Source organism: Mycolicibacterium diernhoferi (assembly GCF_019456655.1).
Taxonomy (GTDB): Bacteria; Actinomycetota; Actinomycetes; order Mycobacteriales; family Mycobacteriaceae; genus Mycobacterium; species Mycobacterium diernhoferi.
On sequence record NZ_CP080332.1, the window covers coordinates 4,043,840 to 4,058,872 of the forward strand.

Annotated in this window: 15 protein-coding genes; 8 read left to right on the forward strand and 7 right to left on the reverse strand. The window is 65.9% G+C overall.

The window, feature by feature from the left end:
* Window positions 1-65: 65 nt before the first annotated feature.
* On the forward strand, window positions 66-1,124 hold the full coding sequence (locus K0O62_RS19115; RefSeq protein WP_073853673.1) for an LLM class flavin-dependent oxidoreductase: 1,059 nt from the start codon (window positions 66-68) through the stop codon (window positions 1,122-1,124).
* Between the two features lie 34 nt (window positions 1,125-1,158).
* Here K0O62_RS19115 and K0O62_RS19120 read toward each other — a convergent pair whose 3' ends face one another.
* Together K0O62_RS19120 and K0O62_RS19125 are read right to left on the reverse strand one after the other, a co-directional pair.
* On the reverse strand, window positions 1,159-2,040 hold the full coding sequence (locus K0O62_RS19120) for an SDR family NAD(P)-dependent oxidoreductase (protein WP_073853671.1): 882 nt from the start codon (window positions 2,038-2,040) through the stop codon (window positions 1,159-1,161).
* On the reverse strand, window positions 2,037-3,236 hold the full coding sequence (locus tag K0O62_RS19125; RefSeq protein WP_073853669.1) for a cytochrome P450: 1,200 nt from the start codon (window positions 3,234-3,236) through the stop codon (window positions 2,037-2,039). Before K0O62_RS19125 ends, K0O62_RS19120 begins: the two co-directional genes overlap by 4 nt.
* 369 nt (window positions 3,237-3,605) lie before the next feature.
* Here K0O62_RS19125 and K0O62_RS19130 point away from each other — a divergent pair, with 369 nt between their 5' ends.
* From K0O62_RS19130 to K0O62_RS19145, 4 genes are all read left to right on the forward strand, one after another.
* On the forward strand, window positions 3,606-4,607 hold the full coding sequence (locus tag K0O62_RS19130) for a hypothetical protein (RefSeq protein ID WP_073853667.1): 1,002 nt from the start codon (window positions 3,606-3,608) through the stop codon (window positions 4,605-4,607).
* Window positions 4,607-6,253 (forward strand): phytoene desaturase family protein, encoded by a 1,647-nt coding sequence (locus K0O62_RS19135; protein WP_073853665.1) that lies wholly within the window; start codon window positions 4,607-4,609, stop codon window positions 6,251-6,253. The genes K0O62_RS19130 and K0O62_RS19135 overlap by 1 nt, the downstream gene beginning before the upstream one ends.
* Before the next feature lie 135 nt (window positions 6,254-6,388).
* Complete coding sequence (locus tag K0O62_RS19140; protein WP_073853663.1) at window positions 6,389-6,634, forward strand: hypothetical protein; 246 nt, start codon at window positions 6,389-6,391, stop codon at window positions 6,632-6,634.
* Window positions 6,635-6,720: 86 nt separating this feature from the next.
* Window positions 6,721-6,942: a hypothetical protein gene (locus K0O62_RS19145; protein ID WP_073853661.1), complete on the forward strand. Its 222-nt coding sequence runs from the start codon at window positions 6,721-6,723 to the stop codon at window positions 6,940-6,942.
* On the opposite strand, the gene K0O62_RS19150 is transcribed toward K0O62_RS19145, so the two are convergent.
* Genes K0O62_RS19150 through lepA form a run of 3 tightly spaced genes read right to left on the reverse strand, consistent with a single transcriptional unit; the run spans window position 6,943 to window position 10,156 of the window.
* Complete coding sequence (locus K0O62_RS19150) at window positions 6,943-7,485, reverse strand: class I SAM-dependent methyltransferase (RefSeq protein WP_073853659.1); 543 nt, start codon at window positions 7,483-7,485, stop codon at window positions 6,943-6,945. It abuts the gene before it with no gap.
* On the reverse strand, window positions 7,482-8,201 hold the full coding sequence (locus K0O62_RS19155; protein WP_079244205.1) for a sensor domain-containing protein: 720 nt from the start codon (window positions 8,199-8,201) through the stop codon (window positions 7,482-7,484). The genes K0O62_RS19150 and K0O62_RS19155 overlap by 4 nt, the downstream gene beginning before the upstream one ends.
* Before the next feature lie 32 nt (window positions 8,202-8,233).
* Window positions 8,234-10,156, reverse strand: a complete 1,923-nt coding sequence (gene lepA / locus K0O62_RS19160) for a translation elongation factor 4 (RefSeq protein WP_372512811.1) — start codon at window positions 10,154-10,156, stop codon at window positions 8,234-8,236.
* Between the two features lie 12 nt (window positions 10,157-10,168).
* Between lepA and K0O62_RS19165 the strand changes: the two genes are divergently transcribed.
* Complete coding sequence (locus K0O62_RS19165; RefSeq protein ID WP_073853657.1) at window positions 10,169-10,762, forward strand: type II toxin-antitoxin system PemK/MazF family toxin; 594 nt, start codon at window positions 10,169-10,171, stop codon at window positions 10,760-10,762.
* Window positions 10,763-10,837: 75 nt separating this feature from the next.
* Here K0O62_RS19165 and K0O62_RS19170 read toward each other — a convergent pair whose 3' ends face one another.
* A complete protein-coding gene (locus tag K0O62_RS19170; protein ID WP_073854347.1) occupies window positions 10,838-11,932 on the reverse strand; it encodes an LLM class flavin-dependent oxidoreductase in 1,095 nt (364 codons plus the stop codon).
* Between the two features lie 41 nt (window positions 11,933-11,973).
* Window positions 11,974-13,056 carry an LLM class flavin-dependent oxidoreductase gene (locus tag K0O62_RS19175; RefSeq protein ID WP_073853655.1) on the reverse strand — a complete coding sequence of 361 codons (1,083 nt, stop codon included), beginning with the start codon at window positions 13,054-13,056 and terminating at the stop codon, window positions 11,974-11,976.
* 272 nt (window positions 13,057-13,328) lie between these two features.
* Between K0O62_RS19175 and K0O62_RS19180 the strand changes: the two genes are divergently transcribed.
* Together K0O62_RS19180 and K0O62_RS19185 are read left to right on the forward strand one after the other, a co-directional pair.
* Window positions 13,329-14,339 (forward strand): methionine ABC transporter ATP-binding protein, encoded by a 1,011-nt coding sequence (locus K0O62_RS19180; protein WP_073853653.1) that lies wholly within the window; start codon window positions 13,329-13,331, stop codon window positions 14,337-14,339.
* Window positions 14,336-15,019, forward strand: a complete 684-nt coding sequence (locus K0O62_RS19185) for a methionine ABC transporter permease (protein WP_073853651.1) — start codon at window positions 14,336-14,338, stop codon at window positions 15,017-15,019. The genes K0O62_RS19180 and K0O62_RS19185 overlap by 4 nt, the downstream gene beginning before the upstream one ends.
* The last annotated feature ends 14 nt before the right edge of the window (window positions 15,020-15,033 follow it).

A 15,033-nucleotide genomic window follows, 5' to 3' on the forward strand; every position in this document is an offset into this window, starting at 1 on the left:
TCGCGCCGCCGGGCGATGCGGAAGCCGCCGTGCACGGGTGACTGAATAGATTGGGAGACACCAACATGCGAGTCGGATTACACCTGGGATATCAGAACATGCACGGGGACCCCGATGTCCAGACCTTCATGCAGGAAACCAACCTTGCGGTGGAAGCCGAAGCGATGGGTTTCGACTACGTGGGGACCGTCGAGCATCACTTCACCGACTACGCGGCGTGTCCGGCCCCGTTCGAGGTGCTGAGCTACCTCGCGGCCAAGACGAACACGATCGAGCTCATGACCGCAGCTGTCATCCTGCCCTGGAACAATCCCCTGCGCGTCGTCGAGCAGGCCCTGCAACTCGACATTCTCTCCGGTGGCCGGCTGATCCTCGGCATGGGACGGGGTGCCGCGCGCCGCGAGTTCCGCTCCTTCGGTGTCGAACTCGCCGACTCGCGGGAGATGTTCGACGAGGCGGCCCTGATCATCATGGAGGGTATCGAGACCGGGATCGTCGAAGCCGACACCAAGTGGTACCAGATTCCCCGTACCGAGGTGCGGCCGCGGCCGTTCAAGTCCTTCAAGGACCGAACTGTGATGGTCAGCATGTCGCCGTCCTCGGTCGAGGTGGCGGCGAACTACGGATTGAAGACGCTTCGCTTCTCCCAGGGCGACTGGCGCAACGCCATACCCGAGATCAACCACTACAAGGAGACCTTCCAGGCGGTCAACGGCAGACCGTCACCACCGTTCATCATCTCCGACTTCGTGCTGTGTTTCGAAGACCAGGAACGGGTGTCTCAGTACTGCGACAAATACTTCAGCAAGATGTTCGCGACCGTCGCCAATCACTACGAATTCATGAGCGACCACTTCAAAGAACTGCCCTCCTACTCCACCTACGCATACATGGGGGAGGCTGCCGCCGCAGCGGGTGGTCCCGACAAGGCTTACCGGGATTACATCTCGGGCAACATGATCGGCACACCCGAAGCGCTGGTGGAACACCACCGCATCCGTCAGGAAATGGTCGGTGACTACGAGATGCTGGCCAACTTCAGCTGGGGCGGTATGCCCTACGAGTACGTCTACGAGCAGATGAAACTGTTCGCCGACAAGGTCTTGCCCGATCTGAAGGGGTAACCGCCGAAGGGATGGCCTGCCACCGACCGGCAGGTCATCCGCCGCCGCCCGACTGGGCGATGGCGTCCCAGATCGGCGAGCCACGCTGAGCGCGCAGGGACGGAATGGTCGAGCCGTCGATGTCGACGACGCCGTAGTCCGCAGCGACTTCAGCGGTGATGAACGTGCCACCAGACCGCCTCATCACGGCAGGATCGGCAGCCAACGCGGCGATCACCCGGCCGGGGAATTCCGGCGAACAGGCACCAGCGGGATTGGTGACCGCCTCGTTTGTCATCTCGGGTGCCCGGGCCAGATTTCGTTGAGCCCGTTCAGTCATGGTCAGGCCTTGCCACAACGACATCGAGGCAACGTTGTACGGCTCGAGTTCGATCGCCATGTCACGAGCCATGCGGTCAGCGGCCGTCTTACACATCCCGAAGATGACGCCATAGGTGTAGGTCACGCCGGTATATCCCGAGATCGCCACGATCAATCCCGACCTATGGGTTGTCATGATCTTGGCGGCATGCCACGCCGCGACAAAATTCGAGCGAACCCCGACGTCGACCATCTCCCAATTGCTCAATGGCTTGTCCCAGAACGGGTTCGGCTCGGTCAGATCTTCTGGGAGCGAGAACGCGTTGTTGACCAGAATGTCGATCCTGCCCTGCTCGCGGGCGATCCGCTCAAAGAGGGCAGCGACCTGCTCGTCCTCGGAATGGTCCACGTGCACGGCCACTCCGTTTCCGCCGCGCCGGTCTATCTCGGCTGCCGTCTCGGCCACCGTGCCCGGCAGTGCGTGTTCGCCCGGGCTCACGGTGCGTCCCGTGACATAGACGGTGGCGCCTTCGGCGCCGAGCGCCTCCGCGATACCCTTGCCGATCCCCCTGCTCGCCCCTGTCACTACGGCGACTTTGCCTGCCAATGAGGTCATGTGCCGATGAATGCCGGCAGCGAATCCCAGCCGCGCAGCGCGGGCGAAGGTGCCATCCGGGCGTTGGCGATATCGATCTCCCAGTCCGGGATGCGCTTGAGTATCTCCTCCAACGCGATGCGTCCCTCGAGACGTGCCAGCGCCGATCCCAGGCAGTAATGGGCACCGAATCCGAACGAGAGATGCTTGACGTTCTGACGGTGGATATCGAAGCGGTCCCCGTCCGGGAATCGCCGGTCATCGTGATTGGCCGCGCCGATGAGGTACAGGATGACACTGCCTTCGGGCACCTTCTGCCCGTGGAACTCGACATCCCGGTTGACCCAACGCGCAAACTGCTGCGCCGGGGGTTCCAGGCGCAGCACCTCTTCGATGGCCCTCGGTATCAACGAGGAATCCTCGACCAACTCGCGCCGCTGGTCGGGATGACGCCCCAGAGCCACGGCGCTCCAGGCGATCAAATGGCCCGTCGTCTCGGCGCCGGCGCTGGCGAGAAGCGTTGTGTAGGTGAGCACTTCCGCCCGGGTCAGTCGGCGGCGGGTACCGTCTGCCTCCTCCAATTCGGCGTTCAGCAGATCGGTCATCAGATCATCGGACGGGTGCTCCGCGCGCCAATCGATGTACTCGGCATAGCTCGAGCCGTCAGCGAAACCCTCCTGAGGCGCCAGCTGTTCACCTGGCGCGGCGCGAAGGCTGCGGTCCGTATCGTGGCGGTGAGTCTCCTGCTCGGACTCCGGAATACCGAGCAGCATGCCGATCGTCCGCATCGGCACCAGGGAGCCGAGGTCTGCCATGAAGTCGAACCGATCCGAGCCGACGACGGCGTCCAGACTGCTGGCACAGAACGCCCGAACCTTGTGTTCCAACTCCGCGACCCGCCGCGGTGTGAACACCCCGTGCAACACCTTGCGGTGCATCGTGTGCACCGGAGGATCCTCGAAGATGAACATGCCCGACGGCATCTCGATATCAGCGCGGATGAAGTCCAGAATCGCGCCACGGCCCGATATGAACGTCTGGTGATCGGTGAGGACCCGCTCGACGTCGTCAGCCCGGCTGACGGCGTAGAAGTCGTATTTCTCGTTGTAGTAGAGCGGCGCCTCTTCCCGCAACCGCCGGTACACCGGGTACGGGTCGACATCGATATCGGCGTCGTACGGGTCGTAATACAACTCGATCTGGCTCGTCACCGACACGTTCGATCTCCATCTCAGACTCCAGCCGACGCGGCACCTGATGTTCTCCTGATGCGACCGCGGACAGCTGACTTTAGTCAACCGCCTAATGCAGCATAGTCAGCCCGTCATCGTTCGGACAAGAAATCGCGGCATCTTTGCGTGGACGAGTCGCTGCACCAAGGGAAATCGTCAGCGCGGAGCCATCTTCCTCAGACGGTTCCCCGTTCATTCTTGAAAATGGTTGACTGAGTATTATCTCTGCGGTTAGCTCACTGCTGCACCGGCCAACGAGGGTGAGCACGAAGCGAAGCAGTAGACAGATCAGCCCGCTCACGCCGAGAGACGGATTGCAGCAGACACGTTCACCGATGGAGACGGAGACCGGCGATGGCTATCGTCTTTGATCCCGAGTTGTACCGGGCGACAGAGAAGCACTTTGCCCACCACCCGCTCCCCGGTTATGAGAGTGGGTGGGAAACGTGGCATGCCGACGCCTGCTACGACAACGGGTACTTCTCCACGGTCATGCTCGCCGTGGATGGGCCCATCTTCATGGTGGATCTGCGCATCGTGAACGCGGCCGGCGAGCCGGTCGTGGAGTCCATGCAGTTCTTCCCGAGTGAGGAGTTCGTCGCCTCGACGGACACATTTGATATACGCATGGGCCACAATTATCTTCGCGGGGAGTTTCCTCGATTCGAGATTCACGTTCGCGACGGTGACCATGGCGTTGACCTCACCTATGAACCCCTGGTCCAACCGACCATCTCCGAACTCCCCGATGGGGTCGGTATCGGCCGGGTAGCGGTTCCGGACACTCCCGTCTTCGTCGGTTGGTTCTTCCAGCCCAAGAGCAGAATCACCGGGAAGCTGACCATCGGAGGCCAGGAAATACCGGTCACCGGCCAGGGCTTCTCTGACCACCAGTTCGGCAGCGCCGACTTCTTCGAGGATGCCGTTCAGTTCTTCATCTGGGGCTGCCTACCGCTGGGCGAGCACACCGTGAACTTTTTCGACGCACAGACGACGCGGACCGGCGGATATCGACCATTCAAGTGGTTGTGGGATTGGAAGGGCGAGAAGCTGGTCGAATACTGCCGCGATGCCGATTTCTACATCCGCGCAAGCAATATCGCAGAGGGTGACACCCTCCCCCGCACGTTGGTCGTGGTATTCGAACACGCGCGTATCCGAGGCACGGTCACGTGTGAGTTCACAGCTCTCATCCAGAAACAGCCGCTCGAACTGAAGGACAGGACGGTCGTCCTCAACCGTTCCGCCTACGACTGTCATGCGCAGTTGGAAATCGACAACGACATCGTCGACACCAGGTTCACCCGAATCGTGGAAGTCGCCTACCCCGTTCGCGCGATGTCGGATCCATCGTGATGCAGGAATACGACATCGTCGTCATCGGCGCCGGTCACAACGGGCTCGTCGCCGCAAATTACCTGTGCGACGCGGGCTTCAGCACGATCGTGGTCGAGGCCAACGAGCGTATCGGGGGCATGACGTCGACCAGTACGCCGATCTCCGCAGCGCCGCGCCACCTGATCAACAACTTCTCGATCGACTCGTTCTTCTGGGATTCCTTCCCGCCGTCCCGGGAACTGCAGTTGCACCGGCACGGGCTGAACCTGGTCGAACTCGATCCGGGCCATCTCTACCTCCACCCCGAGGGTGGTTCGATCGCCTTCTTCAAGGACCCGACCCGCACAGCCGATGACATCCGCCGGTTCTCGGCCGACGATGCCCGCGCCTATCTCGAGTTCGTGCCGGCACTTCAGGCGTTTGCCGAGGTGGCGATGCAGATGGGCAAGACCAATCCGACCCGGCCGGATATGCCCACGCTGGTTGACACGATGCGCCGCGCGTTCGGGGTCCGCCACGAACTCGGCCAGTTCCTGCCACTGACGCTGAAGTCCATCTCGGAGACCATCGCCGAACGGTTCAGCCACCAGGTGGTTCGCGACGCGCTGCACGCGTCCTCGGGTTCCACCATTCCCAACGACATCAGCGGAACCGGAGTGGCATTCACCTGGATCGGCAACATGCACCGCCACGTGTGCCGCCGGTCGATCGGCGGAGTTCAGGCCATCCCCGACGCCCTGGCGACCCGTTTGACGAGCAAGGGTGGTGCGGTGCGGACCGGCTCCCCGGTCGCAGAGATCACCATCGGCGATGACGATCGGACCTCTGGAGTGCGACTGACCGACGGAACGTATGTCCGGGGGCGCAAAGCCGTGTTGGCCACCTGCGATCCCCGCACCGCACTGGACACGCTCCTGCCCGATGGCGCGCTGCCCGAGTCCACCCAGGCGGCGGTGCGTTCCATTCCGGTCGACAACCTCGGCTATGGACAATTGAAGGTGGACCTCGCTCTGTCGGGGCGCACCACCATGAAGCGTCATCAGACCTGGCGGCGCGACGACGTCGACGTACGTAGGCCGACACACATGATCGGTACCGAGGCGGGGATGCGGCGACTCTTCGCGCGGTCGGGCGCAGGATTGTTGCCCGAACCCGGCGACCATGTGGTGTGGTCCGTGATCCCGACATCACTGGATCCCAGCCAGGCTCCCGACGGCCAAGACACCATCTATCTGTACAGCTCCGTTGTGCCATCGAAACCTGAAGGCGGCTGGGCCGCAACGAAAGACAAGATATCCCAGGGCATTGTCGAGACCGCGTCGGTCTACTACGACGACATCAGCTCGCTCGAGATCGGCCGCCAGGTCCTCAACAACGACGACATCGCCGAACGCACCCACGCCACGGGGGGCAACATCACCCACGTCGACACGGTGCTGAGCCGCTTCGGACCGCTACGGCCGGCGCGTGGGTTCGGCGGTTACCGGACTCCGATACCCGGGCTCTACCTGGGCGGCGCGGGATCCCATCCCGGTGGCGGCATCAGCGGTGGTCCGGGATATGTCAGCGCCCGGACGGTCATCAGGGATCTCCGTCGGGCCGAGAGCGCCGGTCGCCGGGCGCAGCGCCGCGCGGCCCTACAAAACAGACTCGCCGGCGGTTGACCAAGCAGCGCTCGCGCCAGACGGGACTGCCGGTGCAATATCGGGAATCTGCAGTTCAAGATACCGAACAGGGTTTAAATATCGGCGCGCGCAAAACTCTGGGCCGGACGGTCCGGGCCGGTCGCTGTGGGGGGCATGACGCACGCACGCCAACCGCGACCGGAAGCCGATCTCACGGCAGGGTTGCGTGGGTGCTGCCAGCGCGCCGAGTTCGACCTGCTGCTCACGGTGGTTATCGAGCCGCGCACCGGGCGTCACCTGGGCAACTTCCCGCAGGCGTTCACCCACCTGGCGCTGATCAACGCGGTGGTGCACGTCATCCGGGCCGAGGAGGAGGCCGACAGCACCGGCACCTTCCAGCCGGCCAACGCCCCGACCTGACACCGGCGCGCCCGGCCCGCGGGGTTTTGATTTCCGGGTGCGCAAAACTCTGGGCAGGGCGGTCCGGGCCGGTCAATATGGGGGGCATGACGCACGCACCCCATCCGCGACCGGAAGCCGAACTCACGGCGGGGTTGCGCGGGTGCTCCCAGCGTGCCGAGTTCGATCTGCTGCTCACGGTGGTCAACCAGACCGGGGCCCGTGCCGCCGGCCGCACCAGCACCTACCCGGCCGGCCGGGGCGGCATGTCGACCGACTGGGGCGCCCTGTTCACCCGCGACCGCACGGTCTCCGCGGTCGCGGTGTAGTCACTGTTTCCGGGCCACCAGCCAGGCCAGGCCCGCACCCTCGCCGGCATCGATGAGCTCCAGCTCGGCGAACGCAGTCCGCAACGCGCCGGGCCGGGCCCGGAACCGCCCGGGGGCCGCACCCACCTCGCTGAGCACACAGATCGCCAGCAGCCCACCGGGCGCCAACCGCTCGATGATCTGCCCGTCCAGGCGTTCGTCACGAAACCTGTTACACAACACCACATCTGATGGCTCACCGGCGGGAAGGCCGGTGTCCAGGTCGTGCACCTCGAACCGGCACACCGGTGTCACCGCCGCGGCTTCGGCCAGCGCCCTGGCCTGCTCGACGGCCACCTCGGAGACATCCACACCGTGCACCCGCAGTCCGCGCCGGGCCAGCCACACCGCCGCCGCGCCCGTGCCGCAGGCCAGCTCCAGAGCGGTGCCGCCGCGCGGGAACGCGTGCTCGTGACGGGCGAAGACATCGGGCAGACCCGGTCCGGGCCGGGCCCGGCCCTGGCGATAGGTGTCGTCCCAGCGCCGCCGGTCGTGGTCGCTCACGAGACGGCGTTGTCGACCATCCGCGCGGCGATAGCGGCCGCCTCGTCACCGGCGCCGTAGCTGCACGCCCAGGCCTCCACGACGACGTTGGTGACCGTGGAGAGCGCATGCTGGCACTCCCAACCGTCGGCGTCATCCTGGGCGGTGACCTGGGTCAGCATCAGGTCCGTGACGGCCAGGTCCTCGATCTGCCAGGTGTAGCTGTCGGTGCCGTCGCTGATGTCGATCGACGTCCCGCCGCACGCCCCCCAGTCCGACTCGGCATTGTCGAAGAACCGCTGAGCCCGGGCCGCCGACGGGTAGAGCACAGCCGTCTGTTCCACCCAGTGCGCATTGTCCTCGTCGGGTTCACGCGACACCTGATCACGCACCGCGGTGTAGCCGCTGTCCCCGTAGACCGGCTCTTCGGCACCGAACATCGAACCGAGGCAATCGGGTTCGGACACATCACCGGAGTGGTCGACCATCTGGTCGAGTTCGCCGACGACCTCCATGGTGTCCGAGCCCATGATCTCGTTGATGTCCTCGATGGACAGCAGCACACCGTCGAGTTGATTCTCCCGCAGCGGCGGCGCGTCCACCGGGACCGCGTTGCCGGCGCGGACGGCCTGACCGGTCACCGTGCTCGAACACCCGGTCAGCAGTGCACACCCGATCGCCGTGGCGAGCAGGGCGCGGCGGGCACGACGCACGCGCGGCGTATCGGCACTGTTCACTTCGTCAGTGTGACCGATGACGCGGCCCCGGGTCACTTCTTTGTTTTGTCCGCCGCCGCGTCCGTCGAGAGCGCCGCCACGAAGGCCTCCTGCGGGACCTCGACCCGGCCGATCGTCTTCATCCGCTTCTTGCCCTCTTTCTGCTTCTCCAGCAGCTTGCGCTTACGGGTGATGTCACCGCCGTAGCACTTGGACAGCACATCCTTGCGGATGGCCCGGATGTTCTCGCGGGCAATGATTCTCGACCCGATCGCGGCCTGAATGGGGACCTCGAACTGCTGGCGCGGGATGAGTTCCTTGAGCTTGGTTGTCATCTTGTTGCCGTACGCCGCGGCCCCGTCCTTGTGCACGATGGCGCTGAACGCGTCGACGGCCTCACCCTGCAGCAGAATGTCCACCTTGACCAGGTCGGCTTCCTGCTCGCCGGCCTCCTCGTAATCCAGGCTGGCGTAGCCGCGGGTGCGGGACTTCAACGAGTCGAAGAAGTCGAAGATGATCTCGCCGAGCGGCATGGTGTAGCGCAGCTCCACCCGCTCCGGGGACAGATAGTCCATCCCGCCGAGCTCACCGCGGCGGGCCTGGCACAGCTCCATGATGGTGCCGATGAACTCGCTCGGCGCGATGACCGTCGTCTTCACGACGGGTTCGTAGACGGCGCGGACCTTGCCTTCGGGCCAGTCCGACGGGTTGGTGACGATCATTTCCGTGTTGTCTTCTTTGACCACGCGGTACACCACGTTGGGCGCGGTGGAGATCAGGTCCAGGTTGAACTCGCGCTCGAGGCGTTCGCGGGTGATCTCCATGTGCAGCAACCCGAGGAACCCGCAGCGGAAGCCGAAGCCCAGCGCCACCGAGGTCTCCGGCTCATAGGTCAGCGCGGCGTCGTTGAGCTGCAGTTTGTCCAGGGCCTCGCGCAGCACGGGGTAGTCCGAGCCGTCCACCGGGTACAGGCCCGAGTACACCATCGGCCGCGGCTCGCGGTAGCCGGTCAGCGCCTCGGTGGCGCCGTGGCGCGCGGTGGTGACGGTGTCGCCGACCTTGGACTGGCGGACGTCCTTCACCCCGGTGATCAGGTAGCCGACCTCACCGACGCCGAGCCCGTCGGAGGCCTTCGGCTCGGGCGAGACGATGCCGACCTCCAGCAGCTCGTGCGTCGCGCCGGTGGACATCATCTTGATCTTCTCACGCGGATTGAGCTTGCCGTCGACCACGCGCACGTAGGTCACCACGCCGCGGTAGATGTCGTAGACGGAGTCGAAGATCATCGCCCGGGCGGGAGCGTCGGCGTCACCGACCGGAGCCGGGACCAGCCGGACCACCTCGTCCAGCAGCTCGCGCACCCCGACGCCGGTCTTACCGGAGACCCGCAGCACATCCTCGGGCTCGCAGCCGATGATGTGGGCGATCTCACCGGCGTAGCGGTCCGGGTCCGCCGCGGGCAGGTCGATCTTGTTGAGCACCGGGATGATGGTCAGCTCCCGGTCCAGCGCCAGGTACAGATTGGCCAGCGTCTGCGCCTCGATGCCCTGGGCGGCATCCACCAGCAGCACCGCACCCTCACACGCCTCCAGCGCGCGGGACACCTCGTAGGTGAAGTCGACGTGGCCGGGCGTGTCGATCAGGTGCAGCACATAGTTCTCTTCGGTGCCGTCTTCGCCGGTGACCGTCCACGGCAGCCGCACGTTCTGGGCCTTGATGGTGATGCCGCGTTCCCGCTCGATATCCATCCGGTCCAGGTACTGGGCCCGCATATCGCGGTCGGCGACAACGCCGGTGATACCCAGCATCCGGTCGGCCAACGTCGATTTGCCGTGGTCGATGTGGGCGATGATGCAGAAGTTCCGTATCTGCGCCGGCGCAGTGAACGTCTTGTCGGCGAAGGTGCTGATTGGGTTTCTCCTGGTCCTGGCGTGATCGGGTACTGCCAGGGTATCGACTGCGGGCCTGCTCGACACAATCGACCACCTATGCTCGATTTCATGGCGTCGCAGTGGAAGGCGTTTCAGAAATTCGCCGAGAACCTCGTCTTCAACGAGGCCCCCAAACTCATCCGCCAGCTTCCGACCCCGGAGCGGGTCATCCAGCATGGACTGAAGATCGGTATGGACGCACTCGCCGGCAGCGCCGCGCAGCCTCCGACCGCCCTGCCCGGCGGGCGCCCGGTGACCAGCGCGAGCGTGCCCACCGCGCAGCGCGCCCGGCGCATCGCTTACGCCCCTGACTTGGACGGCCGCGCCGATCCCGGCGAGATCGTCTGGACCTGGGTGGTCTACGAGGACGATCCGACCCGCGGCAAGGACCGGCCGGTCCTGGTGGTCGGCCGCGACCATCGCACTCTGCTCGGACTCATGCTCTCCAGCCGGGACCACCACGCCGACGACGCCGACTGGATCGGCATCGGCACCGGCAGCTGGGACTACGACGGCCGGCCCAGCTGGGTGCGCCTGGACCGGGTGCTCGATGTGCCCGAGGACGGCATCCGCCGCGAAGGCGCGATCCTGGACCGCGTCCGGTTCGACGTCGTCGCGGCCCGGCTGCGCGCCGGGTACTCCTGGTCCTGATCTCTTTCCGCCCAAACGAACAAACGGGCGGCAAAGTGCGAGTGGATCCCACCATTACGTCAATCTCGGCGCCGCTCAGACCGGGACGGCGGCCCGCAGCACCGGCAGCACGCCCTCGCCGACATGCCGGATCTCGTCGATCTGCGGGTAGCCGGACAGGATGAACTCGCTGATGCCGAGGCGGGCGTACTCCTCGATCACCCCGGCCACCGTCTCGTAGCTACCGATCGCGGCGGTCCCGGCGCCGTCCCGCAACAGGCTGGGGCCGGCCCACAGGCCCGGGTGTACCTCCAGGCTGCGGGCGTCGACGAGTTCACCGCTGGTCAGCGCCGCCATCCGCCGCTGCCCCTCCGAGGCACTGCTCAGGTACCGCTCGTGCGCGCGGCGCACCTCGTCGCCGCTCAGCCCCGCGATGAGCTCCTCGGCGCGCTGCCAGGCCTGCTCCTCGGTCTGCCGAGCCACGGTATGCATCCGCAGACCGAACCGGATGGTCCGCCCCCGGCCCGCCGCGGCGGCGCGCACCCGTTCGATCTTCTCGGCCACCTGCTCCGGCGGCTCACCCCAGGTCAGGTAGACGTCGGCGTGCTCGGCGGCGACCTCGATGGCCTCCGGGGAGGATCCGCCGAAGTAGATCGTCGGCGGGATCTCGACCGGGTAGGCCGTCCTGGCGTTCTCGATGTCGTAGAACTCGCCGTGGAAAGAGAACTCCGGGTTGCTCCACGTCCCGCGCACGACGGTGAGGAACTCGCCGGTACGCCGGTAACGGGCCGCCTTGTCGATGTCGTCCCCGAACCGGCGGGCCTCGTCGTCGGCGCCGCCGGTGACAACGTTGAGCGCCAACCGGTTTCCGGTGAACCGCTGGTAGGTGCTGACCTGCTGGGCGGCCAGCGTCGGCGACGCGGCGCCCGGGCGGAACGCGACCAGGAACTTGAGCCGCTCGGTGTGCTGGGCCAGCGCGGTGGTGGCCAGCCAGGAGTCCTCACAGTGCGACCCGGTCGGGGTGAGCGCGGCCTCGAAGCCGAAGCCCTCGGCCGTGCGGACCAGTGCGGTCAGATTCGCCAGGGTCGGCTGCAGATGCGGTTCCAGCCGGGTCGCCTCGCGGCTCCGGTTGTCGGCGATCGTGGTGGTGTCACCGTGAGTGGGCAGATACCAATGAAACCGCAAGCCCACCTGATTCCCCGGGTCGCTGTGCTCCAGCCCGCCGCCGCCGGTCATGACGCCACCTTCACCTTCTGCAGCAGCCGGTCGACCCGCGGTGCGATCTCGGCCGCGAAACGCTCCATCTCCGCCTCAAAAGGCTGGAACGCCAACATGAATGTCTCGATCCCCTCGCCGTACCAGTCGACGATGCGCTGCGCGACGGTGTCGTAGTCGCCGACGAGACCGGCCGCTGTACCGCCGTTGGGGCCGACATGCGGAAGCGCACCGAGCCGCTGCCACATCGGCGACGCCGGGTCGGTGTCGCGGCCGAACGTGGCGGTGACATCGTCGGTCCTGCCCTGATCGAGACGCTGCAGTTCCCAGTGGTACTGCATCGATTCGGCGGCCTCACGCGCGGTCGGCGCGGTCACCACGAACGCCGCCATCCCGAATCGCAGCGGGTCCAGCCCGGCACGTGGACGCCGACGCACATCCTCGATCAGCGCCCGGGCCTCCTCGGCCGACTGACCGTTGAGGAACAGCACATCGGCCTCGGCCGCGGCCAGATCCCGCGCCTGCGAGGATTCCCCGCCCAGATAGATACGCGGGCGAGGGCGGTGCGTCCCGACCGGGTGCAATTCGAACTCGTCGATGTGAAAGTACTTGCCGTCGAACGTGGTCCGTTCCCCGGCCAGCAGCCGGCGCAACACGTGCAGCCATTCTGTGCCGTAGACGTAACGCTCACCGTGCTCCAACATGCCGATCCCGGAGCGTTCCAGATCCGGGATCCACCACGCGTTGACGACGTTGACGGCGAACCGGCCTGCGCTGATCTCCTCGATGCCCTGGGCCTGCTTGGCCAGGATCGTCGGGTGGATGATCGACGGCTTGATCGCGGCGATGATCTCGATGCGCTCGGTCAGCGCGGCCAGCGCGGCGGCGGCACTCCACGCGTCGAGCTGGTCGAGGTGCTCCCCCAGCGGGTTCATGGTGTGCTGGGCGATCAGGGTGGTGTCGAATCCGAGCCGCTCGGCCAGCAGCACCTGATCGCGCACCCGCTTCCAGGAAGCATCGACGGGGTCATCGGGGTGGCCGAGCGCGGCCATGGTGCCGTGCACATTGGCCCACACCCCGAACCTGGGACGAGCAGTCATGTATTCCGTCCAATTCCAATCGAATTCAACACCTTGCTGCAACCGATCTTCGCACCGGCGCCGGAGCCCGGCCGACCGGTCGAGGCCCGCCCACAGGGAACACGCAGGCCGGTAGTTCAGATCAGCTCGATTCCTAGTCTGTCTGCCCGCTGAGCAGGTCCGTAGGTTCTCTCGCCCGCTCAGCGCCGAACGGAAACACCGCCGGTGTTGTCAGATTGCGTGCCCGCTTCACCTGTCACCCGGCGGGCATCCGTTCGACTGAGAGAGCCTCCGTGATCGAGATCGAGAACCTGACCAAGCGATTCGGTGACCGCACCGTGCTCGACGACATATCGCTGTCCGTGGGGAGCGGCGAGATCCTCGCCGTGGTCGGCCCCAGCGGCGCCGGTAAGAGCACCTTGTCGCGATGTGTCAGTTTCCTGGAGCGTCCCACCAGCGGCACCGTGCGTGTCGACGGCAAGGACTTCACCCGCCTCGACGGTGACGAGTTGCTCGCCGCCCGCCGCGGTGTCGGCGTCATCTTCCAGACCGCCCCGCTGCTGCGCCGACGCACGGTCGCCCAGAACATCGCCCTGCCGCTGCAGTACCTGAACGCCACCGAGGACTCCGTCGACAAGCGTGTCACCGAACTGCTTGAGCGGGTGGGCCTCTCGGATCGCCGGGAGTTCTATCCCGCCCAGCTTTCCGGCGGTCAGAAGCAGCGCGTCGGGATCGCCCGCGCCCTCGCGCTCGGCCCGTCCAACCTGCTCTCCGACGAGGCGACCTCCGGACTGGATCCGGCCACCACGAGATCGATCCTCGGCCTGCTCGGCCATCTGCGCGACGAGTTCGGCCTGTCGATCATCCTCATCACCCACGAGATGGAGGTGGTCCGGGAGATCGCCGACTCGGTGGCCCGGATCGAGGACGGCCGCATCATCGAGAGCGGTTCGGTGCAGGACATCATCCTGGACCCCCGCTCCGCGCTGGCGCACGAACTGCTGCCCGACCGGCCCGGTGTCCCCCATGACGGACAGGGTGAGGTCTGGGAGATCTCGCACGCCTCCCGCAACGTCCCGCTGGACTGGTTGACCACTATCGGGTCCACCCCCGGCCTGGACGGCGCACAGGTCAGCGTGCTCAGCGCGAGCGTCGAGGCCATCCGCGGTGTCGCCGTGGGCCGCGCCGTCCTGGCCATCTCCCCCTCTGCGCCTGCCGGTTTCGCCGAGCATCTCACCGCGCGCGGCCTGCACGTGCGGCCGGTCGAGAAGGCCACCGCGGGATCCACGGAGGCAGCAGCGTGACGCATCTGGCTGCGGACGACTTCAGCACACCGTGGCTGAAGGTCCACGAACTCCTGCTGCCCGCCTACGGCGAGACGTGGATCATGGTCGGCGTCACCATGGTGCTCGTCGTGCTCATCGGCACCCCGGTCGGGATCATCCTGCACAACACCTCGACCCTGGGCCTCTTCCCGAACCAGCGGCTGTTCACGGTGCTCAACACCATCGTCAACATCGGCCGGTCGCTACCGTTCCTGATCCTGATGGCCGCCATCATCCCGGTGACCCGCTTCATCGTCGGCACCACGATCGGCATCGCGGCGGCCATCGTGCCCATGACGGTGGCCGGTGTGCCGTTCTTCGCCCGACTCGTCCAGAACGCGTTGCGCGAGGTGCGATCCGACGTCACCGATATGGGCCTGGTGTCCGGCGGCTCACACGTGCAGGTGATCCGTTCGGTGCAGCTGTCCGAGGCGTTGCCCGCCCTGGCCGGCGCGTTGACGGTCAACACCATCGCGATGATCGAGTACTCGGCGATCGCCGGCTCGATCGGCGCCGGCGGTGTCGGACATCTCGCGATCACCTACGGCTACAACCGATTCGACGACAACATCATGATCGCCACGGTGATCGCGTTGATCATCACCATCCAGCTCGTCCAGTTCGCCGGTGACCGCGCCGTCCGCGCGCTGACCCGCTGACCCCTCCCCACCTC

Excerpts from the sequence above, each read along its gene's own strand:
- K0O62_RS19115 (WP_073853673.1), top strand. The coding sequence starts at position 66 with ATGCGAGTCGGATTACACCTGGGATATCAGAACATGCACGGGGACCCC.
- K0O62_RS19120 (WP_073853671.1), bottom strand. The coding sequence starts at position 2,040 with ATGACCTCATTGGCAGGCAAAGTCGCCGTAGTGACAGGGGCGAGCAGG.
- K0O62_RS19130 (WP_073853667.1), top strand. The coding sequence starts at position 3,606 with ATGGCTATCGTCTTTGATCCCGAGTTGTACCGGGCGACAGAGAAGCAC.
- K0O62_RS19135 (WP_073853665.1), top strand. The coding sequence starts at position 4,607 with ATGCAGGAATACGACATCGTCGTCATCGGCGCCGGTCACAACGGGCTC.
- K0O62_RS19140 (WP_073853663.1), top strand. The coding sequence starts at position 6,389 with ATGACGCACGCACGCCAACCGCGACCGGAAGCCGATCTCACGGCAGGG.
- K0O62_RS19145 (WP_073853661.1), top strand. The coding sequence starts at position 6,721 with ATGACGCACGCACCCCATCCGCGACCGGAAGCCGAACTCACGGCGGGG.
- K0O62_RS19165 (WP_073853657.1), top strand. The coding sequence starts at position 10,169 with ATGCTCGATTTCATGGCGTCGCAGTGGAAGGCGTTTCAGAAATTCGCC.
- K0O62_RS19175 (WP_073853655.1), bottom strand. The coding sequence starts at position 13,056 with ATGACTGCTCGTCCCAGGTTCGGGGTGTGGGCCAATGTGCACGGCACC.